Source organism: Pseudoxanthomonas suwonensis (genome assembly GCF_000972865.1).
Lineage (GTDB): Bacteria > Pseudomonadota > Gammaproteobacteria > Xanthomonadales > Xanthomonadaceae > Pseudoxanthomonas > Pseudoxanthomonas suwonensis_B.
Map to the genome: position 1 here is coordinate 3,812,748 of NZ_CP011144.1, position 26,606 is coordinate 3,839,353.

General features: G+C 66.0%; 26 protein-coding genes, 1 tRNA gene and 1 pseudogene. 17 read left to right on the forward strand and 11 right to left on the reverse strand.

All coding sequences use genetic code 11. From position 1 onward, the window contains the following. Positions 1-123: 123 nt before the first annotated feature. Together WQ53_RS17305 and WQ53_RS15805 are read left to right on the forward strand one after the other, a co-directional pair. A pseudogene (locus WQ53_RS17305) lies at positions 124-600 on the forward strand (pyridoxamine 5'-phosphate oxidase family protein); the annotation flags it as partial. A 303-nt stretch (positions 601-903) separates the two neighbouring features. After that, on the forward strand, positions 904-1,167 hold the full coding sequence (locus tag WQ53_RS15805; RefSeq protein ID WP_052633670.1) for a DksA/TraR family C4-type zinc finger protein: 264 nt from the start codon (positions 904-906) through the stop codon (positions 1,165-1,167). 21 nt (positions 1,168-1,188) lie between these two features. Here WQ53_RS15805 and WQ53_RS15810 read toward each other — a convergent pair whose 3' ends face one another. The 6 genes from WQ53_RS15810 to motA all read right to left on the reverse strand — a co-directional run bounded on the left by WQ53_RS15810 (position 1,189) and on the right by motA (position 6,302). Then, on the reverse strand, positions 1,189-1,806 hold the full coding sequence (locus WQ53_RS15810) for a mechanosensitive ion channel family protein (protein WP_052633672.1): 618 nt from the start codon (positions 1,804-1,806) through the stop codon (positions 1,189-1,191). 117 nt (positions 1,807-1,923) lie between these two features. Then, entirely contained in the window at positions 1,924-2,949 is a 1,026-nt protein-coding gene (locus WQ53_RS15815; RefSeq protein ID WP_052633674.1) for a diguanylate cyclase, read from the reverse strand. Positions 2,950-3,089: 140 nt separating this feature from the next. Beyond that, positions 3,090-3,323, reverse strand: a complete 234-nt coding sequence (locus WQ53_RS15820) for an RNA-binding S4 domain-containing protein (protein WP_052633675.1) — start codon at positions 3,321-3,323, stop codon at positions 3,090-3,092. Positions 3,324-3,331: 8 nt separating this feature from the next. Next, positions 3,332-4,429, reverse strand: coding sequence for a transglutaminase-like domain-containing protein (locus WQ53_RS15825; protein WP_052633677.1), 1,098 nt, complete (start codon positions 4,427-4,429; stop codon positions 3,332-3,334). 43 nt (positions 4,430-4,472) lie between these two features. Next, on the reverse strand, positions 4,473-5,441 hold the full coding sequence (motB, locus tag WQ53_RS15830; RefSeq protein ID WP_052633679.1) for a flagellar motor protein MotB: 969 nt from the start codon (positions 5,439-5,441) through the stop codon (positions 4,473-4,475). Between the two features lie 6 nt (positions 5,442-5,447). Next, on the reverse strand, positions 5,448-6,302 hold the full coding sequence (gene motA / locus WQ53_RS15835) for a flagellar motor stator protein MotA (protein ID WP_052633680.1): 855 nt from the start codon (positions 6,300-6,302) through the stop codon (positions 5,448-5,450). Between the two features lie 120 nt (positions 6,303-6,422). Between motA and WQ53_RS15840 the strand changes: the two genes are divergently transcribed. Both WQ53_RS15840 and WQ53_RS15845 read left to right on the forward strand, forming a co-directional pair. Then, entirely contained in the window at positions 6,423-6,839 is a 417-nt protein-coding gene (locus tag WQ53_RS15840) for a DUF1801 domain-containing protein (RefSeq protein WP_052633682.1), read from the forward strand. 61 nt (positions 6,840-6,900) lie between these two features. Beyond that, positions 6,901-7,245, forward strand: coding sequence for a RidA family protein (locus tag WQ53_RS15845; protein ID WP_052633683.1), 345 nt, complete (start codon positions 6,901-6,903; stop codon positions 7,243-7,245). Between the two features lie 10 nt (positions 7,246-7,255). Here the strand turns inward: WQ53_RS15845 and WQ53_RS15850 are convergent, their stop codons facing one another. From WQ53_RS15850 to WQ53_RS15865, 4 genes are all read right to left on the reverse strand, one after another. Next, entirely contained in the window at positions 7,256-8,530 is a 1,275-nt protein-coding gene (locus WQ53_RS15850) for a polysaccharide biosynthesis C-terminal domain-containing protein (protein ID WP_158497854.1), read from the reverse strand. Between the two features lie 40 nt (positions 8,531-8,570). Further along, positions 8,571-9,875 carry a carbohydrate porin gene (locus WQ53_RS15855; RefSeq protein WP_052633687.1) on the reverse strand — a complete coding sequence of 435 codons (1,305 nt, stop codon included), beginning with the start codon at positions 9,873-9,875 and terminating at the stop codon, positions 8,571-8,573. Between the two features lie 48 nt (positions 9,876-9,923). Further along, positions 9,924-11,531 (reverse strand): CoA transferase, encoded by a 1,608-nt coding sequence (locus WQ53_RS15860; RefSeq protein ID WP_052633689.1) that lies wholly within the window; start codon positions 11,529-11,531, stop codon positions 9,924-9,926. A gap of 167 nt (positions 11,532-11,698) precedes the next feature. Further along, positions 11,699-12,193, reverse strand: coding sequence for a DUF6491 family protein (locus tag WQ53_RS15865; protein ID WP_144409353.1), 495 nt, complete (start codon positions 12,191-12,193; stop codon positions 11,699-11,701). A 258-nt stretch (positions 12,194-12,451) separates the two neighbouring features. On the opposite strand from WQ53_RS15865, the gene WQ53_RS15870 reads away from it, so the two are divergent. Both WQ53_RS15870 and WQ53_RS16895 read left to right on the forward strand, forming a co-directional pair. After that, on the forward strand, positions 12,452-13,681 hold the full coding sequence (locus tag WQ53_RS15870) for a patatin-like phospholipase family protein (RefSeq protein ID WP_052633692.1): 1,230 nt from the start codon (positions 12,452-12,454) through the stop codon (positions 13,679-13,681). Positions 13,682-14,193: 512 nt separating this feature from the next. Continuing rightward, positions 14,194-14,823 (forward strand): hypothetical protein, encoded by a 630-nt coding sequence (locus WQ53_RS16895; protein ID WP_144409354.1) that lies wholly within the window; start codon positions 14,194-14,196, stop codon positions 14,821-14,823. Positions 14,824-15,277: 454 nt separating this feature from the next. Here WQ53_RS16895 and WQ53_RS16900 read toward each other — a convergent pair whose 3' ends face one another. Beyond that, positions 15,278-16,036, reverse strand: coding sequence for a hypothetical protein (locus tag WQ53_RS16900; RefSeq protein WP_144409355.1), 759 nt, complete (start codon positions 16,034-16,036; stop codon positions 15,278-15,280). A gap of 138 nt (positions 16,037-16,174) precedes the next feature. Here WQ53_RS16900 and WQ53_RS16905 point away from each other — a divergent pair, with 138 nt between their 5' ends. The 11 genes from WQ53_RS16905 to gspE all read left to right on the forward strand — a co-directional run bounded on the left by WQ53_RS16905 (position 16,175) and on the right by gspE (position 26,606). Next, positions 16,175-16,471, forward strand: a complete 297-nt coding sequence (locus tag WQ53_RS16905; RefSeq protein WP_144409356.1) for a hypothetical protein — start codon at positions 16,175-16,177, stop codon at positions 16,469-16,471. 176 nt (positions 16,472-16,647) lie between these two features. Next, the gene (locus WQ53_RS15875; RefSeq protein WP_082113084.1) at positions 16,648-18,516 is read left to right on the forward strand and encodes a Mu transposase C-terminal domain-containing protein; all 1,869 of its coding nucleotides are present in this window, start codon (positions 16,648-16,650) and stop codon (positions 18,514-18,516) included. Beyond that, entirely contained in the window at positions 18,513-19,409 is an 897-nt protein-coding gene (locus WQ53_RS15880; protein ID WP_052633697.1) for a TniB family NTP-binding protein, read from the forward strand. The genes WQ53_RS15875 and WQ53_RS15880 overlap by 4 nt, the downstream gene beginning before the upstream one ends. A gap of 712 nt (positions 19,410-20,121) precedes the next feature. Beyond that, positions 20,122-21,477, forward strand: coding sequence for a hypothetical protein (locus tag WQ53_RS16910; protein ID WP_144409357.1), 1,356 nt, complete (start codon positions 20,122-20,124; stop codon positions 21,475-21,477). 327 nt (positions 21,478-21,804) lie between these two features. Continuing rightward, positions 21,805-21,897: transfer RNA gene (locus WQ53_RS15885), tRNA-Ile, on the forward strand. 38 nt (positions 21,898-21,935) lie between these two features. Then, positions 21,936-22,121, forward strand: coding sequence for a hypothetical protein (locus tag WQ53_RS16915; RefSeq protein ID WP_144409358.1), 186 nt, complete (start codon positions 21,936-21,938; stop codon positions 22,119-22,121). Positions 22,122-22,201: 80 nt separating this feature from the next. Next, positions 22,202-22,447 carry a hypothetical protein gene (locus tag WQ53_RS15890; RefSeq protein WP_052633699.1) on the forward strand — a complete coding sequence of 82 codons (246 nt, stop codon included), beginning with the start codon at positions 22,202-22,204 and terminating at the stop codon, positions 22,445-22,447. Between the two features lie 29 nt (positions 22,448-22,476). After that, a complete protein-coding gene (locus WQ53_RS16920) occupies positions 22,477-22,902 on the forward strand; it encodes a hypothetical protein (RefSeq protein ID WP_144409359.1) in 426 nt (141 codons plus the stop codon). A gap of 45 nt (positions 22,903-22,947) precedes the next feature. Continuing rightward, positions 22,948-23,505: a 3'-5' exoribonuclease gene (locus tag WQ53_RS15895; RefSeq protein WP_052633701.1), complete on the forward strand. Its 558-nt coding sequence runs from the start codon at positions 22,948-22,950 to the stop codon at positions 23,503-23,505. Beyond that, on the forward strand, positions 23,502-24,260 hold the full coding sequence (locus tag WQ53_RS15900) for an HAD domain-containing protein (protein WP_052633703.1): 759 nt from the start codon (positions 23,502-23,504) through the stop codon (positions 24,258-24,260). Before WQ53_RS15895 ends, WQ53_RS15900 begins: the two co-directional genes overlap by 4 nt. A 624-nt stretch (positions 24,261-24,884) precedes the next feature. Further along, positions 24,885-26,606, forward strand: a complete 1,722-nt coding sequence (gene gspE / locus WQ53_RS15905) for a type II secretion system ATPase GspE (RefSeq protein ID WP_052633706.1) — start codon at positions 24,885-24,887, stop codon at positions 26,604-26,606.

Genomic DNA, 26,606 nt, shown 5'->3' on the forward strand with positions numbered 1-26,606 from the left:
GCCGTGGCGGATGAATCGCATCGAAGCGAGGGCGACCTCCGTGCGTTTTTTTCACGCCGGCTTGGCGTTCCGGCGTCATAGCTTTGTCCGCATCGCGATCCGCGATGGGACAGAGGAAACGGCATGGCCACCGCCAGCGAGAAGCGCGCCCAGTTGCGCGGACTGATGAAGGGCATCGACATCGCCATGTTCACCACCCTCGGCGAGGACGGTTTCCCGGTCAGCCGCCCGCTGAGCACCCAGGATGCGGAATTCGACGGCCGCCTGCTGTGGTTCTTCGTCAGGCGTTCCAGCGCCAAGGTGGCCGAGGTCCGGCGCCATCCCAAGGTCAACGTGGCCTACGCCTCGAAGGAGAAGAACGTCTATCTGTCCGTGGCCGGCATGGCCGAGGTGGTGGATGACCAGGCGAAGATCGACGCGTTCTGGAACGACGCGCTGAAGGCCTTCTTCCCCGGCGGCCGCACCGATCCGGACCTGGTGCTGCTGCGGGTCACCGTGCACACCGTCGAGTACTGGGATGGCCCGTCGACCCTGCTGGGCAAGGCGATCGCCTTCGTGGTCGCGCGGGTGCGCAAGGACGATTCGGCGATGGGCGACAGCGGCCAGCTGCGCATGGCGCCGGTGCGCGCGCGCAAGCGGCCGGCCGGTGCCGGCGGCAAGGCCGCAACGAAGAAGGCCACGACGAAGAAGACGGCGCGGACGACCACGCGCACCGCCGGCGGGCGCAAGCTGGCTGGCGACCGCGCCGCGCCGGCGAAGAAGGCCGGCAAGGCCGCCGCGAAGAAGGCGCCGGCCCGGCGCACGGGCCGCAAGACGGGCTGAACCGTGCCGCGGGGAAGCTTGGGCCACGGTTCATCGGCCCTCGCGCACCCTCGGCATCGAGCGATCAGCGGGAGGACGGACATGGCGACCGGTTGGGCAGGCGATGGTGCGGTCAACGACCAGATCGACGCGACGGTGAAGGACGCGGTCGAGCGCGCGCGCCGGCAACTGCCGCAGGGTCCGGGCCTGGAGCGTTGCGAGGAGTGCGACGCGCCGATCCCGGCAGCACGGCGCAAGGCCATCCCGGGCGTGCGCCTGTGCGTGTCCTGCCAGGAAGTCCATGACGAGGAAGCGGGCTTCAGCGCCTACAACCGGCGCGGCAGCAAGGACAGCCAGCTGCGCTGAGCAGGCACCCGCGGCCCCGCGCTAGCCCTGGGGCTTCTGCGCTTCCACCGGATCGCCCGGCGGCACCAGCCAGCGCGCCGGCACCTGCTGGCCGCGCCAGCGCCGGACGGTGCGCTGGAAGAACAGGTTGTTGGGGATCTGCAGCACGCTGCCTTCCTCGCTGGCGCCGGTGCCCACTTCCAGCAGGGTGGTGTAGATCAGGTTGATGTCGATCACCCGGCCCTTGAGCCCGGGCTTCTCGCCGTTCTCCAGCACCTCGATGTGGTCGTACAGGCGGAACGGCCGTGTGCTGAAGATCAGCACCGTGCAGAAGATGTTGGACAGCACGCTCCAGGCGGCGAAGAAGGCCACCGCGCCGACCGCCGCGAAACCGGTGAATGCCGTCCACAGCACGGTACCGGACACGCCGAGCCGCTCCAGCACCAGCAGCAGCGCGGCGAACGCGATCAGGGTGGCCGATACCCGGCGCAGCACGGCGGCCATCTCCGGCGGCAGGCCGCGGCGCGACATCAGCCGGCGGACCGCCGCGCGCACCAGCCGCTGTAGCAGCCAGGCCACCAGCACGACCAGCAGCACTTCGCCGATCGGCAGCACCGTGCCGAGCCAGTCCTGGATCCAGACGGGCATACGTTCCTTCATCCGTTGCCGACCCGCATGCGGCCGCCACGGCCGCTTCCGGCTGCCATTCTAGGAGATGAACGGCGGACCCTGTTCCATTGGCGGCAAATCCGCCGGGGCGGCACTACGCGATCGGCCTCAGGCGCGAGGCAGGATGGCCGCGACCACCCGGTTGCGGCCGGCGTGCTTGGCCGCGTAGAGCGCGGCATCGGCTGCCTCGAGCCAATCGCGCACGCTGGCGTGGCCCGCATCGGCCGCGGCCACGCCGATGCTGACCGAACAGCGCAGGCCGGCCATGTGGGGCAGGGCGAGCGCCGCCGCCTCGACGTCGCGGCGCATGCCTTCGGCGACCGCCACGGCGTCGTCGCGGCCGGCACCGGCCAGCACCACCGCGAACTCGTCGCCGCCGAAGCGGCCGGCGCTGTCGTGTTCGCCCAGGCGCCGGCGCAGGATCCCGGCGGCCATGCGCAGCACGTCGTCGCCGGAGGCATGGCCGTACTGGTCGTTGATGTCCTTGAAACGGTCGATGTCGACCATCAGCAACACCGCCGGCGCGGCCTCCTCGCGGTGCCGGTGCAGCGCCGCTTCGGCCTGCTGCTGCCAGTGGCGGCGTCCGGACAGGCCGGTCAGCGCATCCACCCGCTGCAGCCGGTCCAGCTCGCGGTTCTGCTCGCGGATCCGGCCGATCAGGCGGTTGGCTGCCAGGCTCACCGCGACGGTATGGATCAGCAGCACGGGGAGGCAGGCCAGGATCACCGCCATGCTGGTCGCCGGCTGGAACGCCAGCCCGGTGGCCACGCTGCCCAGCACGGCGCCGGCGAGCATCACCGGCAGCGACTGCAGCCACAGGCGCGGGATGCCGGTGCTGATCTTGTCGACCGTGGTCAGCGTGACCAGGAGCACGCTGGGCAGCAGGTTGAAGTGCATCAGCGGCACCCACATGCCGGCCAGCGCCGAATCGAACAGCAGGTTGCGCACCTCGGCGCGGTGCGGATGCCGGCTGCGCAGCGCCAGCCACAGCGCCAGCTGCGGCCAGAGCAGGGCGGTGAAGCCCAGCCACGCCCAGGTCGCCGCCGGGGCTCCGCTTTCGTAGAGGACCGCCGCCAGCGGCAGCCCGCCCAGGCCCATGCCGAGCACGCGCAGCGGATAGACCTGGCGCGGCATGCGCGCAAGCCGTTCGGACGCGGTCGCCGACAACCCGGCGTGGGTGCCGGGCAGGGCAGAGGCGTGTTGATCCAGGGAGGCCCCGGTCGGCATGCGGCGATCCCCCTTCGCGCAACGACCCGATGCCGGCATGATACCGGTCAATCCGGCACAGTGCCCGGATGGACGCGGATGCTGATCCCGTCGTACTCGACCCGCTGGCCCGCGCGGATCTTGCAGGTCTTGCGCAGCTCCACCGCGCCGTCCACCCGCACCCGGCCATCGGCCACGAGCGCCTTGCCGGCACCGCCGCTGTCGCACAGTCCGGCCAGCTTGAGCAGCTGGTTGAGTTCGACGTAATCGCCTTCCAGTTCGAAATCCAGTGCGTCCGCCATGCGTGGCCTCAGTGTCCGAGATGACTGGAGGCCTGCTGCCGCCAGCGGCGCAGGTTCTCCAGCTTCTGCCGGTAGACGCTGCGGACCTGCTCGCTGCCGCCCAGCGTATAGGCACGGCCCAGTTCGCGCTGCGCGCGGGGCAGGTCCCCGGACAGGAAGTAGACCCGCGCCAGCCCGAAATGGAACGTGTGCTCTCCGTCCTGCAGCCGTATCGCGCGGCGGTAGCGGGCGACGGCGCAATCGTAGTCGCCGTTGTTCTCGCATTCCAGCGCGCGCATGAACTGGTGGAACGGATCGGAGTTCTGGACGCTGTCCAGGCGCCATTCGTAGCGCCGTTGCATGCGCACGTCGCCGTTGCGGCGGTACAGGCCGACCAGGTTGCTGAGCGTGGCCGCATGCTGGTGGTTGCGCCGCAGCGCGGAGAAATACGCATGCTCGGCGCCGCGCACGTCGCCTTCGCGCAGCAGCAGCACGCCCAGGTTGTTCCAGGCCGCCACGAAGTCCGGATCGTCCTCCAGCGCGGCCAGCAGCGCGGCGCGCGCACCGCCGCTGTCGCCTTCGACCAGCAACTCGGCGCCGCGGTTGTTGTGGAAATGCGCCATTGCACGGCGGTCGTCGATCCCGCGCGGGCGGTTGCGGGCGGCGAGGATGTTGGTGTCCACGTCCACCACCTGCCACTGCGTGCCGACGCGGACGCCGACGTTGACGTGGTTGGCGTTGTAGATCACCCCCTCGTCCTGGTACCACGCCAGCACTTCGCCCACTTCCTGGACCTGCGCCTCCAGGCCGGCCTCGCGCGCCAGCGCCACGAACAGCAGGGTGAAGGACAGGCAGTTGGCCTTGCGGTCGCGATACACCTCGGCGACCGTGCGGGTGGTGCTGTTGTCGTATTCCAGGGCGAGCCCGTCGTCGCCGAAGACATAGTCGGCCAGGCGCTCCAGCCGCTGGCTGCGGGAGCCGCCGGGCGCCACCACCCGCTGCCGCACGACCTCGCGCAGTTCGCCGGGAACCGCCATGACCTGCGCTGCATCGGGCACGGCGGCCGCAGCGGTGGCCGGCACCGGCGCCAGCGCCAGTACGACGATCAATGACCAGACCTGGAGCATGGCACCCTCCCGGATGGACCACGGTGCCGCCAGTCTATGCCTTTCAGTCGTGGCCGGCGTGGAGCGGGGCGGGGAAGGCCGGCGCGACGGCCACCGTCGCTGGCGCGGCGTCCGGCAGCGGTGGCGGCACGCTGGCGAGTGCGTCGGGTGCGGCATCGGCGGCGCGGTTCAGGACCACCAGGCTGATCCTGCGGTTGATCGGCGCACGCGGATCGTCGCGGTCGAACGGCACCGACGAGGCCAGCCCGACCACGCGCGCGATCCGTGCCTCGTCCAGGCCGCCTTCGAGCAGGGCGCGGCGGGCGGCGTTGGCACGGTCGCTCGACAGCTCCCAGTTGCCGTACCCGCGCGGGGCCTGGAACGGGGTCTCGTCGGTATGCCCGGCCAGCGCGATCCGGTGCGGGGTATCGGTCAGCAGCGCGCCCAGCTCGTGCATGACCTCGGCGGTGTAGTCCTTCATCCGCGCGCTGCCCAGGTCGAACATCGGCCGGTTCAGCCGGTCGACGATCTGGATGCGCAGCCCCTCGGGGGTGAGGTCGATCAGCAGCTGGTCCTTGAACGGCGCCAGCGCCAGGCTCTTTTCGATCGCCGCCTCCAGGTCCCGGCGCAGCTCGTCGAGCTGCCGGCGGTCTTCGGCCGCCGCCGCGCGCGCCGCTTCCTCGCTGGGAATACGGCTGCGGGTGGCCTCGCCGGGATCGCCGACCTTCGGCCCGATGCCGCCGGGCATCGACAGCGCGTTGGCGGTGGGGATCAGCTTGTCGGACGCACCGCCGGGACCGAGCGAACTGGAGCCCGGGATCGCGGCCGAGCCCTCCACCGCGCTGGGGTTCTTGAAGTACTCCGACACCGCCGCCTTCTGTTCCTTGCTGGCGATGCCGACCAGCCACATCACCAGGAAGAACGCCATCATCGCGGTGACGAAGTCGGCGTAGGCCACCTTCCAGGCGCCGCCATGGTGGCCGCCGGCGACCTTCTTGACCCGGCGGATGATGATCGGCTGCTTCTGCTCCATGGCCGGTCAGCGGCTGCTGCGCAGGTGGGCTTCCAGGTCGGAGAACGCCGGGCGCACGTCCGAGTGCAGCAGCTTGCGCGCGAACTCCACCGCGACCGTGGGCGGATAGCCGCGCAGGCTGGAGACCAGCGCCATCTTGATGATCTCGAAGGCCTTGCCTTCCTCGTGCGCGCGATGCCCCATCGACGCGGCCAGCGGGCCGACGAAGCCGTAGCCGAGCAGGATGCCCAGGAAGGTGCCGACCAGCGCCGCGGCGACGTGGTGGCCGATCTCGGTCACCTCGCCGCCGATGGCGGCCATGGTGATCACGATGCCCAGCACCGCGGCGACGATGCCGAAGCCGGGCAGGGAGTCGGCCAGCACCTGCAGCGCGTGCGCCGGCTCGGCCGCCTCATGGTGGTGGGTCTCCACCTCGATCTCCAGCAGTTGCTCGAGCTCGTGCGGCTCCATGTTGCCGCTGATCATCAGCCGCAGGCAGTCGGTGGTGAACTCCATCAGGTGGTGGTCGGCCAGCAGCTTGGGGTACTTGGCGAACACCGGGCTGGACTCGGGGTTCTCCACGTCCTTCTCGATCCCGATCATGCCTTCCTTGCGCGCCTTGACCAGCACGTCGTAGATCATCGAGAGGATGTCGATGTAGTCCGCGCGCCGGTAGCGCGCACCCTTGAGCAGTCCGGGAATGCCCAGCAGCGCGGCCTTGACCACCTTCATCGGGTTGGCCACCAGGAACGCGCCGAACGCCGCGCCGCAGATGATCAGCACCTCGTACGGCTGCCACAGCGCGGCCAGCTTGCCGTGCGAGAGCACGAAGCCTCCGAGCACGCTGAGAATGACGATCACGAAGCCGACGATGATGAGCATGGGGCGCGCGCGTGGAGGTGTCGATCCCGTATCGGCAGGCGCCCGCCGAAGTTGAGGACCGTCACAGGAGCGTGCGGCGCGCCCGGGAGTAGGATGTCCCGATGCCGGGAGGAACCGCCGATGGCCGAACCCAAGACACGTCCGACCGATGTCCCGCTGGAGACCCTGCTGGCCGGCATCGACGAGCCACGGCGCAGCGAGGCGCGGCAGCTGGCGGCGATGATGCAGGAAGCCACCGGCGAGCCGCCGCTGGTCTGGGGCGGCGATATCGTCGGCTTCGGCCAGTACGCCCAGCGCTATGCCGACGGCCGGCAGCTGCCCTGGCCGCTGCTGGGCTTCTCGCCGCGTGGCCGCGAACTGTCGCTGTACCTGATGGACGGGTTCTCGCAGCGGCAGGAACTGCTCGCACGGCTGGGGCGCCACCGTACCGGCAAGTCGTGCCTGTACCTGCGCCGACTGTCGGACGCATCGCCCGAGGTACTGCGCGAACTGCTTCACGCCAGCGTCGCGGCCCTGGAACCGCAGCGCATCCGCTGAACCGCGTTGTATGCTGCGCCGCCGCCGACGGCGGCGCCCCCATCCCTCCCGGAGTCTCCCAATGATCCAGCGTCACGATGTCGGTCCGCGCATGTCCGAGCTCGCCGTGCACAACGGCGTGGCCTACCTGGCCGGGCAGATCCCCGAGGATCCGTCCGAGGACATCGTCGGCCAGACCCGCCAGGTGCTGGAGGCGATCGACGCGCTGCTGGCCCAGGCCGGCACCGACAAGACCCGGATCCTGCGCGCGCAGATCTTCCTGGCCGACATCGCCGACTTCACCGGCATGAACCAGGCCTGGGACGCGTGGGTGGTCCCGGGCCACACGCCGCCGCGCGCCACCGTCCAGGCGGCGCTGGCCGATCCGGCGTGGAAGGTCGAGATCGTGGTGACCGCGGCGGTGTGAGCGCAGCCGCTCAGGCGCCGGGTTGGCGCTGCGCCAGCCCCCGATGGGCCAGGCGCGCGAGGTTGCCATACATGAACACGCTGGCGACGGCGTGGGCCACCGCCGCACCGGCGACGCCCAACAGTGGCACCAGCACCGCCAGCAGGACCATCAGCAGCACCGCCGCCGTGGCCACGCCGCGGAACAGGGCGCGGTTCTCGCCCTGGTGCTTGAGGTAGGTCGGCGCCATGGCCAGCAGGGTGGTCAGGGCGGTGCTCACCGCCAGTATCCGCAGCGCGGTGGCGCCCTCGGCGACGAACTCGGGGCGGAACAGCCCGATCAGCTCGCGGGCGAAGACGAAGGCCACCAGCAGATAGACCAGCAATGGCGCGGCCAGCCAGCGCAGCCGCTCTGCCCGCAGCCGGTCGATGCCGTCGAAGTCCCGGTTCGCCAGCAGCAGCGACAGGCGGCTGGCGTACACCCGGTTGGTCGCCGTCGCCAGCACCTGCGCGATCGCCGCCGTGCTGAAGGCCGCGGCGAAGGCGCCGACCGCGGTACCCGGCGAGGGATGCAGCCATTCCAGCGCCAGCACCGCGGCCTGGGCGAGGACCGCGAGCGAGACGCGGTAGAGCCAGAACGGTCGCGCCTCGGCCTGCCACTGCCGCCGCCGCTCGACCGGTTCGGTGCGGAACAGGCCGGGCGGTGCCGCCCGCCGGAACTGCGCGGCCATCAACGCCAGCGCCAGGCCCCATGACAGGCCCCAGGCCGCGATCGCCCAGGCCGCGGGCATGCCGGGGTACACGGCCAGCGCGATGCACGCCAGCACCAGCGCCATGGCCGGCACCACCAGCCGGAATACCAGTGCCGCGCTGGACGCGCGTCCGAGCGCGGTGAGCACTTCCAGCCCGAGGTGCACGAGCGCACCGGCCGGCAGCGACACGCAGCTGACCACGATCGCGGCCCGCATCCCGGCAGACAGCCCGTCCGTCCAGCTGGCCCACAGGCCGACTGCGCCACCCACCAGCAGTGCGCCGAGCAGCACGCGCCGGCGCGAGAACCGCAGGAAGCCGAGCAGGCCGGCGGCATCGCCGCGATCGAGCAAGGTCGGCAGCAGCTTGAGCGAATACTTCTCCAGCCCCTGCGGGACCAGGGTCACCATCAGCACGAAGGCGGCCGAGGCCACCACGTAGCTTTCGAAGCCGGCCACCCCCAGCTGCCGGGCCAGCACGATGCCCAGCGCATAGGCCACCATCTGCCCGGACAGCGACAGCGCGGACAGTCGGGTTTCCCAGCCGGGGCTGTTCACGGTGTCCTCGAGGCCGCCGGCCATCGACCGGCGGCGCAGGTCAGAACGTCAGTCGCCCGCGCAGGCTGAACACCCAGATCGCATCGGTCGACGGGTCCAGCGCCGGATCCACCTGGACCTGCAGGTCCGGGGTGATCGCGAAGTTCGGGGTGACGTGGAAGCGGTAGAACACTTCGGCGGTGTACTGGCTGCGCAACGCGGGGCTGGCCGGCTGCAGGCCGCCGACGGCCACGCCGAACAGGTCGGAGAAGTGCTCGGTCGGGCGCCAGCCGATGCCCACCGCCGCGTTGCGGTCGACGAACCAGCCGTCGGACCAGCCGGCGCGGGCGAACCACATCAGGTTGGCGCCGAGCATGTAGTTGGCGTTGAACGCCAGGCCGCGCGCGCGCGGCAGCCCGCCTTGCTCCGGGTCCTTGTACCAGGCGGTGAGGTGGATGTTGTTGGCGTCCATCGCCGCGCGGGCGTGGATCGGGGTGCGGGTGCGGGCCAGCGAGGTGAAGCCCACCTCGAGCATGTAGAAGTGCTCGTCCTTGCTGAAGAAATCGTCGATCGTGCTGCCGGTGTCGCTGCTGTGGACGGTGAAGATGCCCGGCTTGAGGTACAGGCCAGATTGCGTCGGGTACCAGGCGGCGACCGCGCCGAAGCCTCGCAGCGGCGAGGCGATGGACGGGCTGGTGGAGAACGCCTGGGTCAGGAACTGGCGGTTGTCGTCGAAGAACGGATAGGCGTTGAGGAAGTTCGGCGCGAAGATCTTGCCAACCGTGTACTGGAAGCGGTTGTCGGCCAGGTTCTGGCGGATGTAGGCCTGGGTCACGCCGAGGCTGAAGTCGCCGTAGGTGGCCGCAGTGGGGATCATCGAGCCGGTGGCCATGCCCGCCTGCAGCGGCGGCAGGTCGGTGCCGACCGGGCGGCGGTCCTCGACCGCCACGTCCAGCGACATCGCATTGGCCTGGCCGCGGTTGAACAGGTCGTAGGAGAAGTTCAGGGTCAGCTTGTTGCCGACCGCGTTGTGCTGGTCGATGAGGCTGCTGGAATAGTTCTGCCACAGCATCATCCACGAGCCGCCGAAGCTCAGGCCGGTGTCCTCGCGCACCCGGTTCTTCCAGGCGAACCAAGGGCCCATCGAAGTCGGCCGGCGCAACCAGCCGGTCGGCACGGCCGTGTCCTCCTGCAGGTCGCCCTGTACCGACAGCGTGTAGTCGAGCAGGTTGGGATAGGGTTCGCGGTCGGCGATGTCGGCCAGGGTGAGGTCCAGCTGCGCCGGCTGCGGCGCGTCGGCCGGCGGCTGGACCTGTTGCGCGGTGGCGGCGATGGGCAGCAGCGCGCAGCAAACGGTGGCGGCCACCGCCCGTCTTCTCCATGCGTTCGCGGACGTCCTGGATGAGCGCATCCGTCAGCCCTCCCAGGTGGGCAGGTCGCTGCCGCGCACGGTGACCAGCGGGTCGCGCCAGCGCCCCGGCGTCTTCGACAGCCGCACTTGCGGGACCAGGCGTTCGACCCGGCCGTAGGGAGTCTGCCGGGTCATGGTGTCCGGCGGAGTCATGCGGTGCTCCGGCCGCGAGGCATCGAAATCGATGCCGGGGAAGTGGCCCAGGTCCTGGAACCACATCGCCGCGCGCGCCAGGTTGACCCGCACGTGCCAGCTGCCACCTTCCTGCGCTTGCCGCCGCAGCGCGGCCAGGATGCCGGCCGCCCCGATGTAGCCGGTGATGTAGTCGTTCATCACCAGCGTCGGCGGGAAGCGCGGCACGCCGGTACCGCCACCCTCGGTGAGGGTGAAGCCGGTGGTGGACACGCCCTCCATGTCGAATGCGGCGCGGTCGCCCCACGGGCCGTCCCAGCCGTAGCCGCGCACCGACAGGTAGACGATGCCGGGCCGCTGTCGTGCGACTTCTTCGACGCCGAAGCCCAGCCGCTCCATCGAGCGGCCACGGAAGCCCTCGATGAACACGTCCGCGTCCGGCAGCAGGGTGGCGAAGTGCCTGCTCTGCTCCGGATCGCGCAGGTTGACCCAGGCCGAGCGCATGCCGACGTTGACGTCGATCACCATCGCCTCGTGCTCGAAGCTCTGGTCGCGGGCGATGTGCAGCACGTTGGCGCCGTACTCGGCCAGGGTCCGCGCGGCGGTGGTGCCGGCGATGACGTGGGTGCACGAGATCACCCGCTTGCCCGACAGTGGCCGCTCCGGATCGGGCGAGAACGGTCGCGGCGGCGCGTCGCCCACCTTGACGATCTCGATCAGCGGCAAGCCCGCCAGGTATTCGCCCTGCGGGTGGGCCAGCCATTCGGCGCGGGTGCGATGCAACGCGGCCACGCCATTGTTCGCCGCCAGCGTGTCCTCCAGCTCCTGGCCGTCCCATTTCTTGACCGCAGCGCGGATCGCGGCCTGGTCGGGCGGGGTCTTGAGCACGTTGAGGATCCGGTCCATCAGGTGCGGATAGATGCCGGTGAGGTTGATGAAACGGCCGTCGCGGGTCTCGAACGCCTGGAACGACAGCGGATTGCCCAGCCCGACCGGCGCCTGGACCATCAGCCCGTTGACCTTTGGCTTCCAGGACGTCAGCGAGGCCGGGATCGGGTCGCTGGCCGGGATCAGCCCGGCCGCCTGCAACTTGGTGTGGACCATGCCGATCAGCGGATTGGTGTTCCACACCGCCTGGCGCAGGTCCACGGTCAGGTCCTGGCCCTGGCCGGTGCGCTCGCGCCAGATCGCCGCCGCGCCGACGCCGGCCGCCATGGCCGGGATCGCCATGCAGGCACCGATGCGGAAGTGGCTGCGCAGCAGTGGATCGACCCCGGTGAACTCGACTTTGCCGCCGGCGTCGCCGGGCGCGCCGCCGATCGCGTGCATGAATTCGGAGAACCGCGCCTGGATGTCGAAGGACGTCGACGGCTGCGCGGCGGCCGAGTCGAACGGGAAACGCATGGAAAGCGCGGCACCTATGGCGGCGCCGGTACCGAGCTTGAGGAAGGTGCGACGGTCCGAATCGGGTTGCGACATGGGAATTCCTCCGCGTCTTGGCTGGTTTCGTATATGCGGCCAGCTAACTGCGTCGAAGCATCACTAGCCGGCGTTGCGTACTGTCTGGAGCCCTTTCGCTGCAGGAGCGTGTGCGTGTTGGTACCGGGAACGGCCTCGTCCATCCCCGACTGCGCAGGTGGGGGAGGTCAGTCTCCGCCGTCCGGCTCGACGTCCGCCGGGCGTTCCACCACGCTCGCCTCGCGCAGTTCGCGCTTTGCGTCGTTGAGCGCCCGACCGTCAATCGGGCGGGCGCTGGAGATCCTGCAGGGCTGGGAAATCGCCGAGCCGTTGGCGGCCCTGGGCTGGACGCTGTCCAGGCGGGCGTTGACCAGCCCCATGGAGTTGCTGATGGTGATCGAACTGGCGATGGACAGGCCGGAGCAGCGCGCATGGAACTCCAGCAGATAGCCCTGGTTCGGTGTGTTCCAGAACGCCAGTGCCTGGTCGCCGAGCGGCGTCCAGCGGGTCACTCCTGCGATCCGGTCGATGCGGAAACTCGCCACCGGAGGTCCGGCATGCGCCTGGTACAGTTCCAGGCGTTCTGCCGAAGTCAGGGAAGGGCCGGAATGCGCACAAGCGGCCACCACGGCCACCATCGACAACGCGATCAATTTCCCTTTCATGTTGCCCCCGTTCGACAAGCGTGGTTCATGTGTCCGGCAAGCCGATGATGCTACATCCCGGTCGGGATGGCGACGTCGCAGTTGCTGCGGTATCGCACGGGCCGTTTCCGGTTGGCACGCGCCATCGACGACCGCCCGTCTGCTAGAGTCGGTCGCATGCCGCAGGGGAGGGGAGATCCCCATGCATCGCTGGACTCAGGGAAAACCGGGTGCAAGCGCGGGCGGGTCGGCGCGGGCAGGCCCGGGACCTGTCCCGATCGAAGGGGTGCCCGACGCATGAGCCGTTCCGCATCGCCCGTTCGCAGGCTCGTACACGCGCTGATTCCGATCGCGTTCGCCGCGTCGCTGGCTGGTTGCATCACCATTCCCCGCCATCCGGTTCCCGCCGGGGCGACGGCATCGGCCATGCTGCCGGGCATGCCGGAAGTGCGCGGCTGGGCAGGCAGCCACAGCGATGCGCTGGAGCGTGACTTCATCCTGTCGCTGCAACAGGAGTCGCCGGAGGATTTCCCGGTCGGCGCCGACGGCGTCATCCGCTATCCCTACCTGGCAATTTCCGGTGGCGGCGCCAACGGCGCGTTCGGGGCAGGGTTCCTAAACGGCTGGACCACGACCGGTACCCGGCCGGTGTTCAAGGTGGTGACCGGCGTCTCCACCGGCGCGCTGATGGCGCCGTTCGTGTTCCTCGGGCCGCGCTACGACCCGGTCCTGCACCGCTTCTACACCACGACCCGCTCGCAGGACGTGTTCGAGGCCGGCTCGCCGCTGATGGCGCTGCTGCGCCGCGATTCGCTGGCGCAGACCGCGCCGCTGGCCTCGCTCATCGCGCAGCAGGTCGACATGGCGCTGCTGCAGGAGGTCGCCGAGGCGCACCGGCAGGGCCGGCGGCTGTACATGGGCACCGTGGACCTGGATTCGCGCGACTTCGTGGTCTGGAACATGGGCCTGATCGCAGAACGGGGCGACGACGCGGCGCTGGAACTGTTCCGCAAGGTGATGCTCGCGTCCTCGTCGATCCCGATCGCGTTCCCGCCGGTGATGTTCGACGTCGAGGTCGGCGGCCAGCGCTACGACGAGATGCACGTGGACGGCTTCGTCGGCGCCAACGTGTTCCTCAACGCGGGAGTATTCGACCCTTTGCCGCTGTATGGCCGTGCAGGCCGCGCCCCGGGGCGGGAGGACATCTTCATCGTGCACAACGGCCAGTTGCACGCGCCCCCGAGCCCGACGCCGCGGTCGCTGCGCGGGATCGCCGCGCGGGTCATCGAGACCACCGGACGCGCGAGCATCATCGGCGACCTGTTCCGGGAATACGCCTTCGCCCAGCGCAACCGGTCCGGATTCCACTGGGTGACCATCGACGAGAGTGTCGAACTGCCGGACCCGATCGCCTTCGACACGGAAAAGATGGCCGAGCTCTACGACATCGGATACCGCGCCGCGGCGGCGGGGCCGGCCTGGCTGGAGGAGCCGCCTGGGCTCAGGCCTGCCACAAGTCCCGAATGACCGATCGCCATGCCAGAAGCCATGGCAACGAACCGGATGCGGCACGGGTTGCGGCCGCGGCTACCCAATGCGGCCGAACCGGCGTTCCAGCCAGTCGGTCAGCGGAACGACGATCACTTTCACCTCGGGGCCGTACCTGGATGTACGAGGTAACGCCCATTTTCGGTCCAGCGCCAGCCGGCCCAGGTGTGGTTGCCATGTCCGATCATGCTGCCGTCTCCTGAGTGCGTGAATTAGTCAAATCCTGAAGGGAGAGCAGGCGATGGACATGGATCTGGTTTACACGATACTCGCCGCGAATTCGCACGGCACCACGAACACTGATGATAGTGATAGCCCCAGGGTCAGGTCAGGGCGCAATACCACGACACGGTGGTGGAGGTGCTGGAGAGGATTAGGGGTGTTGTCGGACGGGAAACGAGGAGTTGTCTAACGCAGCTATACAGCCGTTTCCGATTTTCTGTTTTTCCCCAAGATGAGATTCGCCAAGGATTCCAGAGGAATGGTGAGAAATGAATGCCAAGGCTGAAAATATGGGGAAAGTGCGATCGACACCACTTCTTTGGAGTGCGAGGATCTTATTGCTTGGGAGTATATTTCTTGCGCTCACGGCATGCAGCAAGTACGAGCCCCCGAAGCCGCCGGATGTGGAATGGAATGAGCGCCCGGTTGATGCTTACGTTGCGACGCTGAAGGTCGAGGGACTGGATGAAGCCTATACGGTGACGGCGAATGCATATTTCTCGATCAATAATCGGCGAGATTGCCTACCGATTGACAGGCGGCGATCACTTGGTGGAAGCCGTCACTACCATTCAGAACGCCGAGATATTCCCATTGTCAGAGTCTCCCCTGATTCTTACAAGATCGTGTTTTACGCAGACTGGATCAAGAGCGGCGACTACTATGGGCTGGGTGATTGTCATTGGCATGGGTCGCCAGCGTTTGAGATTCGCAGACCATCTTCACAAGGAATATATGCAGTCGCAATTTTTCATGAAGGGGAAGTTGCGGAACTCAATTGCTTAAGTCACACAGTCAGTACTGAAGACATACGAAGAACATGTGCAATTATGAGACCTGGCGATGCACCAGACTCCAGGAAATCATTCACTGTTTCCACAACCTTTACTAAGGAGTAGGGCAGGGTCAGCAGCATCGCGTAGTCACGCAGACCCTGGAACGTGTCCAGCGGCAGCAGCCCAAGCACCCGGCCGCCTCCTCGTCGCTCAACCAGTGCGGCAGTCTGGCCCGCGGGATCTTGACCCGCTCGCACGCCGGCACGTCGTGGAAGACCTCCGCGTACCGGTAGGACGCCCACAGGGCCTTGATTGATGTCCAGGTTCACCGTGGCCAACACGGTGCGCAGCCGACGGCGGTGCAGCCAGCGCCGGACTAGGTGCAAGTCCAACATGCCCGGGCGACCCGCCAGCCGCCAGCCAGTGGTCAACGGCACGCTGCGTGTCGGCGGCGTAACCCTCGACCACCGGGAAGCGCGCAAACCGCTTAAGCGCGGCCTGGTTCTCTAACTCAGTTTTATCAATGGGCGAGAATTTTTGAAAAACTTTTAAAATCCAATGGTTGTGAGATTTTTATTCAGCAAAACATGCGATTCCAGCGAAGAACTAGCGTTAAATGGTCACGAACGTAGGCAGTTTGCGCTGTTGGGCCACGAACTTTTGCGGCTCGGCTTATCGTGATTCGCTCCTGCTCGGCCTTGCGACGTAACCAGAGTTCCGCCAGTGCGACCTTCGCAAATGCCATTTCTGGTTGGGTCTCGGCGACTTTGCGAAGCGACAGATCAAAAGCCTCGTCGAGACTCCTGTTGGCCGCAGGGCCGCGCGGAAAGGGTATCTGCCGATCCAGGCCGAGGCATGCAACGAGCACCTCCGGTCCCCGTCCCGCCATGGCAAGGTGCAGCAGTCCAGCGGAAAGACCGGAAATAAAATTGGGATTGCGGTGGCCCAGCGCCATACACCCCAGGTACTTTCCGAACAGTTCGGGTGAGAGCGCCGCGAGGCGGCTGCCCACGAACCGGAGGCCGTCCTTCGAAACGGTGAGCGCTTTCACGATGTCGCCGTCGCGGACTTGCTTCATGCGATTGGCGACATTCGGATGCAGCTCAGCGATCAGTGCGAGGGTCTGGTCGATGGGAACGTGGCCTTCGAGCCACTTCTTGCAGGTTCCTGTTGGCAACGAGCGTTTAGTTGCTTGCGGTTCGCTCCCGGATTGGATTGACCTGCGCTCAGCTCGGGCCCGAGGCGAGAAAGCCAATGCCCGTTCCATTGCGGTGGTGCCGTACACACCGCCCAGCGCCTCGGCTGCCGCCGCAAAGACCATGCGGCCAGCGATCAAGCGGGCCTCGGGATCCAGGATCCGAGTGGGCACGCGGCGTCGAGGCATGAGCCTCCGAACTTAACAATCGTGGTAAAGAACGTACCGGTACCAACTTTACCCTTCTTTGGCGAGCTGGGAATGGATAACGTTAGGAGCATGGCCCCATCATCTCCAGAATCCACGGCCGCCTTAGATATCAACATCGAGGCATTGCAGCAGCGCTTTGGCATGGTTGTTGCGGGGCGTGACCTGGTGCGCCTGCTCGGCTATCGCACGTCGGCGGCCTTTCGCCAAGCGGTGCATAGGCAATCGCTCGGCGTTCGAACCTTCTTCATTCTTGGACGGCGCGGGCGCTGCGCTCGCACGTCCGATATCGCGCGCTGGGCTTTCGAGCACGGCGCGCCCCTGATACAAGGAGCGGAGTTCAAGTCGACCCCGGGTCGCTCCGAATAAAAAAAGGGCGGTCCGTCGGGTTGCGTCCGTCGGATCGCCCATGACGAAGACACTCTGTGGCGCCCCCGTCGTCGTCATTGTCCGCGGCGAAACCTTCCACCGTCAAGCGTTCGCTCGCCGGATAAGCCCGGGTGTCGCCTTGTCACGCCTTGTCACGCGTGAACAGGGAGTTTCCCATGGCCAATACGCCCGAAATTGAGACATCGGCACCACCGACTGCGCCGCACGCGAAGCGTGGTGCCGCGGTTATGCGGGTGAAGAAAGGAGTACTGGTGGTGTGCGAAGGGCGCGCCGCCAAGGTGTTGGCGATCGTCTCTGCATCGCAAATCTGGGTCAGCTACTTGGGCACCGACGACCACCAGTGGGTCAGTCTCGAGGCGCTGTCGCCGTACGAAGAATCTGACCCGTCCACGCCGGCTCCGGCTGAAGTTAGAGTCGAAGACGACCTCGAGTTCGAACGCGCCGCCGAATGGACACGGATCTTCGATCGCTACATGGACTGTCCGGCGCTTCCGCCTGACGTTAAGGAACAAATCGGGAAAGAGATGGGAGTCAGTCGGCGCACAGTAGAGCGCCACTTCAATTTGTACCAATTCGATCCTAGCGCTCGCAGCCAACTTCCGTGCAAGTCGGGCCCGGAGAAGGGCACTTCTCATCTGGGCAAGGCCAAGCTGGCGATTGTCGACAAGGCGATCGAGGAACGGTATCGCGTAGAAGAGCGAGGCTCTATTCAGGCCACCACCGATTTGGCGGGAGCGCGTTGCGCTGCCGCGGGTCTGGAGGCACCCTGCTACAACACTGTGCTGGCGCGCATCAAGACTCTGGACCGCTGGAAGCTGGCGCGCGAACGCCACGGTCGTGTTCGTGGCGATGCCAAGGCCGGTCCCGCCGGTTCCGGAATCCCGGGCAAGAGTGACATTAAGCCGCTTGACTTCGTGCAGATGGACCACGCGATCGTCGACGTGATCGTGGTCGACCCTGAGACGCGCGAAGAAATAGGACGGCCCTGGATCACGCTGGCCATCGATATCGCCACTCGCTGTATCCTCGGCTTCTACCTGACCTTCGACGCCCCTTCGCAAACAAGCGTCGCGATCACGCTTGAGCAGTGCTGCCTGCCCAAGGATGCGTGGCTGAAGGGCTTGGGTGTCTCCGATCCATGGCTGCCCTTCGGTCTGATGAAGGTTATCGGCTGGGATAACGCCAAATGTTTCCGCAATACCAATCTAATCAATGCGTGTCGCGAGCATGACATTAATCCCCGCTATCGGAAGGTGCGTAATCCGGTCCACGGCGCCCACATCGAACGCGTAATCGGCACCTACATGGGGCGCATCCACCTAATCAAGGGAACGACCTTCTCGAACACAAAGGATCGCGAGGACTACAAGAGCGGAAAGAAGGCCATCATGACCTTGCAAGAGCTCGAGCTATGGACGATTCACGAGATCAACGGCCGCTACCACAACACCGAGCACGGTGGCCTGGAGCGTACGCCGCTAGAGGCTTGGAACGAGGCTTGGATGCAGGACGGGGTGACTCGGCTTCCTCCCATCCCCGCGGACCGGCGTGATTTTCGACTTTCCTTGTTCCCCCGCATCCAGCGCACGGCAGGACGCGAGGGCATTCAGCGCTTCAATATAAAGTATTGGGACGAAGGCCTGATTCCTCTGATTGGGGATAAGCGCAAGTTTTGGGTGGCCCACGATCCACGCAATATCAGCCGCGTCTACGTGCTGGTAGGAAGTACTTGGATTGACGTTCCCTGGCGCGATCGCACCCGTGCACCCATTGCCTTGTGGGAGTGGGTGCGCGCCAAGCGAGAGCTACGCAAGAGGCACAACGGCCCGGTCAGTAACGCCGCGGCCTTCAAGCACATCGAGGCTCAGCGCGAAATCGAGAAGAAGGCTGCGAAAAAAACGCGCCAGCAGCGGCGTGACCAACAACGTCGCCCCGAAGACGACCGACCCAAGGCCAGGGTTCACGCCGTGGACTATGGTGACGCCCCAGTACTGCTTTCCAACCCTCTGGCAGGACGGCCATGACCACCGCCCCCACTGATCTCTCAGACGCGGCCCGTGCATTGCTGCAAGCCACGACAATGCAAAAGGTCGACTGGATTTTGGCCGATGCTTGGGTGCACACACCCACGACGACTATCGCTTTTCAGTGGATGGCGTACATGCATCGCTGTGGCGTGGTGATGCGGCCGCCCTGCCTGCACCTTATCGCCGAAGGCGGCATGGGAAAGACGGCCGTACTGCTGGCTTACACCGAACTGCATCCGGTACAACAAACGCCGGACGATCCGCTTCGGCTTCAGCGCCCAATCGTCTACGTCGAATGCAAGCCAGAGCACCAAGGGGAGCGGGGCGTACGGCACGCGATTCTGAAGGCCTGCTGGCCTAGCGCCACGCACATTAGGGGTACGGAGGAGGAGGTCGATTCCACGCTGCGCGCGCAGGGGGTGCGCATGCTGTTGCTTGACGAGTTCGGCGAGCTGACCAAGGCCGGCGCAGCCAGCCATCGGCGTGCATTGTCGGAACTCAAGCGCCTCAGCAATACCGCACGTGTCGGGATCGTGGCCGCCACGGTGACCAACTTGGCACATGTGCTCGACGTGGATCAACAGTTTGCCAGCCGCTTCAAGCGCAAGATCACCATCTCGCCTTGGGCGCTGTCGAACGACCTGCGCAACTTCGTCTACGGTCTGCAGCGCAACCTGCCATTCCCGGAGCGCTCGCAGCTGGACGATCGCCAGTGCCTGCCGTTGATCGCCCAGCACAGCGAGGGAAATACCAAGGAAATTGTCGAGGTGATCCGACTGGCGGCACTGCATGCGCTTGAAGCGGATGCGGCGCACATTTCCCATGACAGCCTCGTACTGGCCATCGAAAGCCCGACCCCGCCGAGTGTGGCTCTGCGGAGGGTGGCATGAAAGTCGAGCATTGGGCCGCGCTGGGAGCACGCCGCGGCGCGGGCGAGTCGTTGGCCTCCTGGTTGCGGGCTAGTCCCTTAGGTGCGGAGGCCTTTGGCGTGCCTCCCACGTCCGAGCTAGGTGTGGGCTCATTGTTCTGCCCGGCCTGCCATGTGGACGAAATGGGTCGACGTCGGTGGTACACGCGTGAAGACTGGCCTGTGGACGGCGTTGTGTGCGCGACCCATGCCTTGCCGCTGCTGCGCTGCGAAACAGCGCCAGCCCGGCTGTGGGGGCGGCGCTGGTCGAAGACGCTGCGGGACGAATTTCGTGCTCTGGGCATGTGGTCCCAGCAAGTTCAGGTGCACGCGGTCGGCGATGCGATCGCGCATGCTGTCTGCGCGCGGAGCGATCCGCGGGTGGCCCATTCCCGCGCCTGGACCGAAGCGCAGTGGCACCTGTGGGCGAGTGGGTGGCCCGTGCGGACCGCTCCGCGATTCCCTCGCCGTGGCCCCCTGACTCCAGTGCTTCAGTTCGATCGTTTGGCGCTAGCAGCGATCGTTCACCGCGTGTTCGTCGCGTTGGATATCGGGCAAGAGACGGGTTGGCCGGCGCTGCCGATCCGCGCTCGGGCGTTAGCCTGGCTGGAAGGTCGGATCGGGCGGGTGCATCCGCATTGGCGGCCGCGTCTGGCGCTGTGCTTTCGCGACGCGACGTGGTCAAAGTCGCGGACATGACGCGACTGCAGATTGTCCTCAGTCGCATTAGCCGCGAGGACGAGTCGGGGGCGTACCTGCCGTTGCTTGCGGACGAGACGGTGGCTAGTTGGGCCCGTCGGCAACCCGGCGTCTGCCTGCATTCCGAATCGCTAGAGAAGGATACGTTTGGACAGCTGATTATCGACCTACCCGAGTTGCCGCGCACGTTGCAGGAACAGCTGCAACGCGCCGCCCAGCCGCCGGACGACTGGTTGCTGCTACCACACCAGCGTACGTTGCAGTGCCCGCGTTGCCTTGCCGAAGACTGGGCGCAGGGTGTGCCGGCCTACAACCGACGAGCCTGGTGTGTCGCTTGGAGAACCTGCTGCCCGCGGCATGGGCCCCTGTTTGATACCGACAATCACAAGACGCCGCCCAGATGGATGCGCCTGCTCGAGAGTCCACGGTGGACCGGGCAGGAGCTGTGCATCAGGCGCCACCGACCAAATGGGGTATTGCTGCGTTTCTCGCTCGGCGCAGATCGCCGTGCGATCCATTTGGAAACGGCTCTCGCCGGCCGACAGCACGGCGCGTGGTTTCCGAAGGGAATGACCCAAACCACGTTGCGAGCGATCTACCGCGAGCTCGTTTCGGACTTACTTGACCAGGTCTACTTGGCCCATGACGGACCGGAGGATCAGCATCCTAATCCTGGATTCAATCGTGCGAAGAACGGCAATCGCTTCGCGATCAATGTCCTCGCCGAAGCGATCTTGTCCGAGTGGACAGCTACGCCGCTGCCGACGTCCGCGCTAGCGCTGCGTACGCCGCTACTGGTGCGGGCAATTGGCTGGGGCGAGGACCGTCCACTGCGCGTGCGAACTGGGCAGGTGCTGCTCCATGGGCCTACTGAGCGGACGCACTCGCTGGCGCATTACGATGCGTTGCTCCGGAAAGAGGATTACGCTCGGCTCGCGAAACCGACAGATGACGAGTGTGTCGGCTATCTGACCTTGCCGGAGGCTCGCCTTCTAGGATTGTCCTGTAGCGAGACGATCACCGTCCTTACGCGAATGACTGCGCAAGGACGGTTCTTGGCCTTTGATGCCCGACGCGGATGCCTGGTCGAAAACCGCTCCTTGCCCCAGCAAGCGCACCTGACGCCGGAGCAGGTCCCCACGAGCGTGATGTTGCCCGCGTGGGCCTTTCGTCCGCCGCCATCCCTTGGCATGAACGCGGTGTCGGATGAATTGCGCGACCTGCTAGGAGCGAAGTCACCCGATTCGAAGTTGCGTGATGCCGCTCGGCAGAGACGCCGGCATCGAAATGAGCGAAATAACGTGCGGTTTTCTCCCGCGCGCCGCGGCGACGAAGCCACTTCGGACGACTAGAGAACATCGATGGGTTGCTGGAGGGGAGGGAGACTAAGAGTAGAGATTTTCGGTAACCCGAAGGCCGCTTTCGCCCAAGGGCGGGCATCCTGGTGAGGAGGGGATTAGAGATGGTTATCGAAGAAAAATGCACACAGACCGATTCCTTTTCCTGTCAGAATTCGGGCCAGATAGAGGAGCCTCCAATTCCACTATTCGGCCTCCGAAACGTAATGCCCCCAAATTTGGGGTGAGTTGAGCGGATGCTCCTCTTCAAGTACCGTAGGGCCATGTCGACCTTCCGCCGCCCTAGCTACAGCCGAATACCGGTCTGATCGCAACGATCATGCCCCTGTAGCTCAATGGGTAGAGCAGCGGATTTATATCCCGTCAGCGCCAGATAAGCGGCTTGTGCCGGTTCGAGCCCGGCCAGGGGCACCACCTGTTCGCGTGGCCACGCGCTACGCTTGGAGCCAGCCATGAGTAAGATACTGCGATTTCGTTCGTCCCCCGACCCCAATGCCTGCACTTGGGAAGAAGCATTGATGAGTGGTATGGAAATCTGTCCGCCTGGCGAGCTTCCGCTGGATGTCGGGCCGGGTGACCTGGAAAGTGCCTACGACGAACCGGCCGAAGTCCTTTCCCTGGATACCCATAGGAAGTGAACGCTTGCGCCTGCTGAAGGGCTGGCGCCCATCCCATATATGGGGGCATTTCGCTCGTCGGGAAATGGTAGCGTGCCAGCATGGTCGATTGCATTGCTCGGGACGCTTATCTGGCGCATATCGTCTACGACGAGGTGCGAGGTGGCTGGTGCTTGACCGAGGAAGGGCGAGATTTGTTGATCGACGCCATGCTCGCCGCATCTCGCGAGCGCGATTGTCTGGACGTGATCGAAGGGCGTCTGCGGCCTGAAGATTTGCACTTCTTTCCGCCCTCGCTGGTGCGGAAGGCCAAGCCGACCTTCCCGGCCAAGTACCGCAAGAGCTGAGCATGGAAACGAATCCAGGATCCGCTGTGATGCGCCTGTTCCTCGACGCCGAATGGGCAGATGCCACTGGAACTGAGCTGGTGCGCCTAGCGCTGGTCAGCAAGGATGGCCGTCGCAAGCTCTACGTCGAACGGGATCCGCTGCCACCGGCAGGATCAGATTTTGTTGGGCACGTGGTCTATCCGTTGTTGGAGCGGGGCTGGCCAGCCATGCCTGACCTGGACTTAGCTGAGCGCGTTCGCGCCTTCTTGGACGCCGCAGGGGTGCCGGAGGTCTTGGCCGACCACCCGAACGATTTCGCGCTGCTTCGCCGCGTGCTGGCCCAGGCTGCTGCTCCGGTGGAATGGGGGTCGGTTCTGGTCGACCAGTCTGACGTGTGGGGCCACATTGAAACCTATTTCGATCGCCCCCCCGGACCGGCGTCGATTCCGACACCATGCCGCGGTCGACGCTGAAGCCTTGCGGTGGGCCTTTTCCTACGTCAACGAAGGCACCGGCTGATGTACTTTTTCCTCGACACCGAATGGGCCGACACGCTGGGCAGCGAGCTGGTGAGCATTGCGCTGGTCAGCGAGGACGGGGGGCATCGCTTCTATGCTGAGCGCGACCCGTTGCCGGCGACGCCAACGGATTTCGCGCAGCACGTGGTCTATCCGCTGCTGGAGCGTGGGCGGGCGGCCATGACGGACCAGGCCATGACCACGGGCCTACGGACGTTTCTGGGGGCAGATCCAGAGCCAGTCGTGTTGGCCGACTACCCCAACGACTTTTCACTGCTGCGCTATGTACTGGAGGGCTTCGAGCTGCCGGACGAGCAGGCGGCGGCCTGTGGCCCGATCCCGCAGCCAGTGATGTCGCGAATGCTCAAGGAAGGTGCCATGGGCATGCTGGTTGAGGACTATTTCGCAGCACACCCGGAGGCCGCCGCGCGCCGGCACCATGCCCTGGTCGACGCCGAGGCCCTGCGGCAGGCTTGGTTGGCCGTCACCGGCCACATCCCGCCACCGGCGTGGGCGCGCACATTGACCCTCCAGAAGATGCAGCCGGGTCAACGATGATCGTCTTCCTCGACTTCGACGGCGTGCTCCACCCGTCATGGGAGCTGGACGAGTCAGGCCGGCACCGAGCCTATGCCGGTCCATTCTTCGTGCACGCGCCGGCCTTGGCCGAGCTGTTGCGCCCGTACCTGGCCGGCATCGAGGTTGTGATCTCTTCAACCTGGGGCCGCAAACGAAACCTGGACACGCTGCGCGGCCTGTTACCGCCTGAGCTGGCTGCACGGGTGACCGATGCGGTCCACCATCGGCTGCCGCCGTTGGAAGACATCCATCGGGGCCACGACCTGGCGTCGCGCTGGGCTGAGATCGCTTTCTATCGGGAACACGTGCGGCCGGACATCCGCGACCGCTGGCTGGCGATCGATGACGACGATCTGGGCTGGCCGGATGGTGAGCGCCATCATCTGGCGCATTGCGTCCGCGACTTGGGCAGTGCCGAAGCTAGGGCGGCGGTCACCCGAGGCATGATCGGCTGGTTCACTCCGGGCAAGTTCGCGCCGCCGCCCGTGATGATCGGGGTTCAAGCCGATCGACTGGAGCGGTTCATCGCGCACGATCCGCTGGGGCGACCGGGTAGGTGCACGTACGAGGCTCGCTCAGCCGATCAGCTGATTGCCCACCTGCGCCGTGACGGTGTTGATCCGGCTCGCGTGGAAATTGTCTCTGAGGGGCCGCATGCCCCATCGACCTTGGAAGCCAATGTGGTCCTCGTTGAGTTGGCCGCCTGGAAGCAACTGTCCGAACTGGCGAACTGAACGATCGATTCCTGACGCCACCGACGCCGAACAAATAGCCCTCAAGCGTCGGGGGGGGGGGGCTGATCGATCTGATTGAAACCCGTTGTTCAAGATGTCTTCCACAGACGGTTCGAGGTCCGCTTACAACCAGTGACAGGTGTTCTAGTGCGACGTAGCCAAAAGCCAAGGAGTGGAGCTACGCGATTAGGGGCCGTTATCGTAGGTAGGAAAGGATAGCTTTGGCCATTGTCTTCTTGACCGTACCGCCAACGAGGGTATCCGCATTAGCTCCAGTGGTCGAAGATTGTCTCGACAGCAAAGATTGATCGGTCTTCGGCCGTGATCAGTTCACCGTGGTCGATTATGCTGTCGAGCATAAGAATGGCCAGATCAGCAGGAAACTTTACTACCTGCGGGCCGGGCACCCTTCCTTGCCGGGTGGGCTGTGGCCGCGATTGCAGAGTCCAGTGATGCCCGATGCGTATCTGTGGCCTGCCAGAACCGAGGTGTCTGTCACAAAAATTTGGCTCGCCTACGGCTAGCGTGGAAGGCGGGTAAGCACATGCGATGCTTGACCAGGGGACGGGGTAAAGCGGGTACATGAAAGAGCCAGAAGCCAGCTCGATTACTCGAGCGGGTTCGATGTTGACCGGAAGTGCCATAAGCGCTGAGACATCAATCATTGATGCCTTGGTCGCATCCGGCCGGCTGAAAACAGTCGATCTGCAGCGGATCGAGGGCCTGGAGCGCGAAGCAGACGTCGGGCAACTCGAATTGATCGGCCGGCTCGGGCTGCTTTCTGAGCAAGACAAGGCGGAAGCGTGCGCCGATGTGCTGGGACTCCCCCTGGTCCGTGGCGCTGAGCTCGGTTCTATCGAGCCCGGCGACGAACTCAATCCCGAGAACCTAGGAATCTCGCTAAGATTCCTGCGCCAGTTCCGTATATGCCCCATCGCGATAGGCGACGGATTCATCGAAACGGTACTGGCCAATCCATACGATCCGTATCCCTCGGACGCGATCGGTCTTGCGACCGGCTGCAAGGTCGTCCCTAAGGTGGGGGTGGGAACCGAGATCGACGCGCTGATCGAGCGCCTGTACGGCCAGGGCCGCAGCACCATGGGCGTGATCGTGGAGACCGCAGACGGCGACAACGGCAGCCATGCCGATGACGTCGAGCACCTTCGCGACCTGGCCTCCGAGGCGCCGGTCATCCGCCTCGTGAACCTGATCATCCAGCGCGCAGTGGAACTGCGCGCCTCGGACATCCACATCGAGCCCTTCGAGAACCGGCTGAAGGTGCGCTACCGCATCGACGGCGTGCTGTCCGAGGGCGAGAGCCCGCCGGCCCAACTTACTGCCGCGGTACTCAGCCGGATCAAACTAATGGCGAAGCTCAATATCGCCGAACGCCGGCTGCCGCAGGACGGGCGGATCATGCTGCGGGTGCAGGGCAAGGAGCTCGACCTGCGCGTGAGCACGATGCCGACCGCGCATGGCGAGAGCGCGGTGATGCGCCTGCTCGACCGCGAGACGGTGGTATTCGATTTCCAGCGGCTGGGGTTCACGGATGCGCTGCTGTCCGGTTTCCACCGGGTCCTGGCGCAGCCGCACGGCATCCTGCTGGTGACCGGCCCCACCGGTTCGGGCAAGACCACCACGCTCTACGCCGCGCTGTCGCGACTCAACACGCCGGGCGTCAAGATCATCACGGTCGAGGATCCGGTCGAGTACCAGATCGAGGGCATCAACCAGATCCAGGTCAAGCCGATGATCGGCCTGGACTTCGCCAGCGCTTTGCGCGGCATCGTCCGTCAGGACCCCGACATCATCATGATCGGCGAGATGCGCGACCTGGAAACCGCGCGCATCGCGATCCAGTCGGCGCTGACCGGCCACCTGGTGCTGAGCACGCTGCACACCAACAGCGCCGCCGGCGGAGTGGCGCGGCTGCTGGATATGGGCGTGGAGGACTACCTGCTGACCTCCACCGTCAACGCCATCCTCGCTCAGCGCCTGGTCCGGCGCCTGGAGCCGACCCACGCCGAGTCCTATCCGGCTTCGCCGGAGGAGATCCAGCGCTTCGGCCTGCGCCGTTTCCAGCCGCAGGGCGAGATACGGCTGTACCGGCCGCGGCCGTCGGCGCTGACCCCCACCGGCTACCTGGGACGGACCACGATCATGGAACTGCTGGTCATGGACGACGCCCTGCGCGCCGCGACCCTGCGCCGCGCCGGCGCCGACGAGATCGAGCGGATCGCCCGCGAGGGCGGCATGCGGACCATGTACGAGGACGGCCTGGCCAAGGCGCTGCGCGGCGAAACGACCCTCGAGGAAGTGCTGCGCGTGACAGAGGAAGGCTAG

Bases quoted from the DNA above. Each gene is read 5' to 3' on its own strand.
- WQ53_RS15900 (WP_052633703.1), top strand. From the start codon at position 23,502: ATGATCGTCTTCCTCGACTTCGACGGCGTGCTCCACCCGTCATGGGAG.
- WQ53_RS15805 (WP_052633670.1), top strand. From the start codon at position 904: ATGGCGACCGGTTGGGCAGGCGATGGTGCGGTCAACGACCAGATCGAC.
- WQ53_RS15890 (WP_052633699.1), top strand. From the start codon at position 22,202: ATGGTCGATTGCATTGCTCGGGACGCTTATCTGGCGCATATCGTCTAC.
- WQ53_RS15880 (WP_052633697.1), top strand. From the start codon at position 18,513: ATGACCACCGCCCCCACTGATCTCTCAGACGCGGCCCGTGCATTGCTG.
- motB (WP_052633679.1), bottom strand. From the start codon at position 5,441: ATGGAGCAGAAGCAGCCGATCATCATCCGCCGGGTCAAGAAGGTCGCC.
- WQ53_RS16915 (WP_144409358.1), top strand. From the start codon at position 21,936: ATGAGTAAGATACTGCGATTTCGTTCGTCCCCCGACCCCAATGCCTGC.
- motA (WP_052633680.1), bottom strand. From the start codon at position 6,302: ATGCTCATCATCGTCGGCTTCGTGATCGTCATTCTCAGCGTGCTCGGA.
- WQ53_RS16895 (WP_144409354.1), top strand. From the start codon at position 14,194: ATGAATGCCAAGGCTGAAAATATGGGGAAAGTGCGATCGACACCACTT.
- WQ53_RS15845 (WP_052633683.1), top strand. From the start codon at position 6,901: ATGATCCAGCGTCACGATGTCGGTCCGCGCATGTCCGAGCTCGCCGTG.
- WQ53_RS15810 (WP_052633672.1), bottom strand. From the start codon at position 1,806: ATGAAGGAACGTATGCCCGTCTGGATCCAGGACTGGCTCGGCACGGTG.
- gspE (WP_052633706.1), top strand. From the start codon at position 24,885: ATGTTGACCGGAAGTGCCATAAGCGCTGAGACATCAATCATTGATGCC.
- WQ53_RS16910 (WP_144409357.1), top strand. From the start codon at position 20,122: ATGACGCGACTGCAGATTGTCCTCAGTCGCATTAGCCGCGAGGACGAG.
- WQ53_RS15860 (WP_052633689.1), bottom strand. From the start codon at position 11,531: ATGTCGCAACCCGATTCGGACCGTCGCACCTTCCTCAAGCTCGGTACC.
- WQ53_RS15840 (WP_052633682.1), top strand. From the start codon at position 6,423: ATGGCCGAACCCAAGACACGTCCGACCGATGTCCCGCTGGAGACCCTG.
- WQ53_RS15895 (WP_052633701.1), top strand. From the start codon at position 22,948: ATGTACTTTTTCCTCGACACCGAATGGGCCGACACGCTGGGCAGCGAG.
- WQ53_RS15870 (WP_052633692.1), top strand. From the start codon at position 12,452: ATGAGCCGTTCCGCATCGCCCGTTCGCAGGCTCGTACACGCGCTGATT.
- WQ53_RS15825 (WP_052633677.1), bottom strand. From the start codon at position 4,429: ATGCTCCAGGTCTGGTCATTGATCGTCGTACTGGCGCTGGCGCCGGTG.
- WQ53_RS16920 (WP_144409359.1), top strand. From the start codon at position 22,477: ATGCGCCTGTTCCTCGACGCCGAATGGGCAGATGCCACTGGAACTGAG.
- WQ53_RS15815 (WP_052633674.1), bottom strand. From the start codon at position 2,949: ATGCCGCGCCAGGTCTATCCGCTGCGCGTGCTCGGCATGGGCCTGGGC.
- WQ53_RS15820 (WP_052633675.1), bottom strand. From the start codon at position 3,323: ATGGCGGACGCACTGGATTTCGAACTGGAAGGCGATTACGTCGAACTC.
- WQ53_RS16905 (WP_144409356.1), top strand. From the start codon at position 16,175: ATGGCCCCATCATCTCCAGAATCCACGGCCGCCTTAGATATCAACATC.
- WQ53_RS15875 (WP_082113084.1), top strand. From the start codon at position 16,648: ATGGCCAATACGCCCGAAATTGAGACATCGGCACCACCGACTGCGCCG.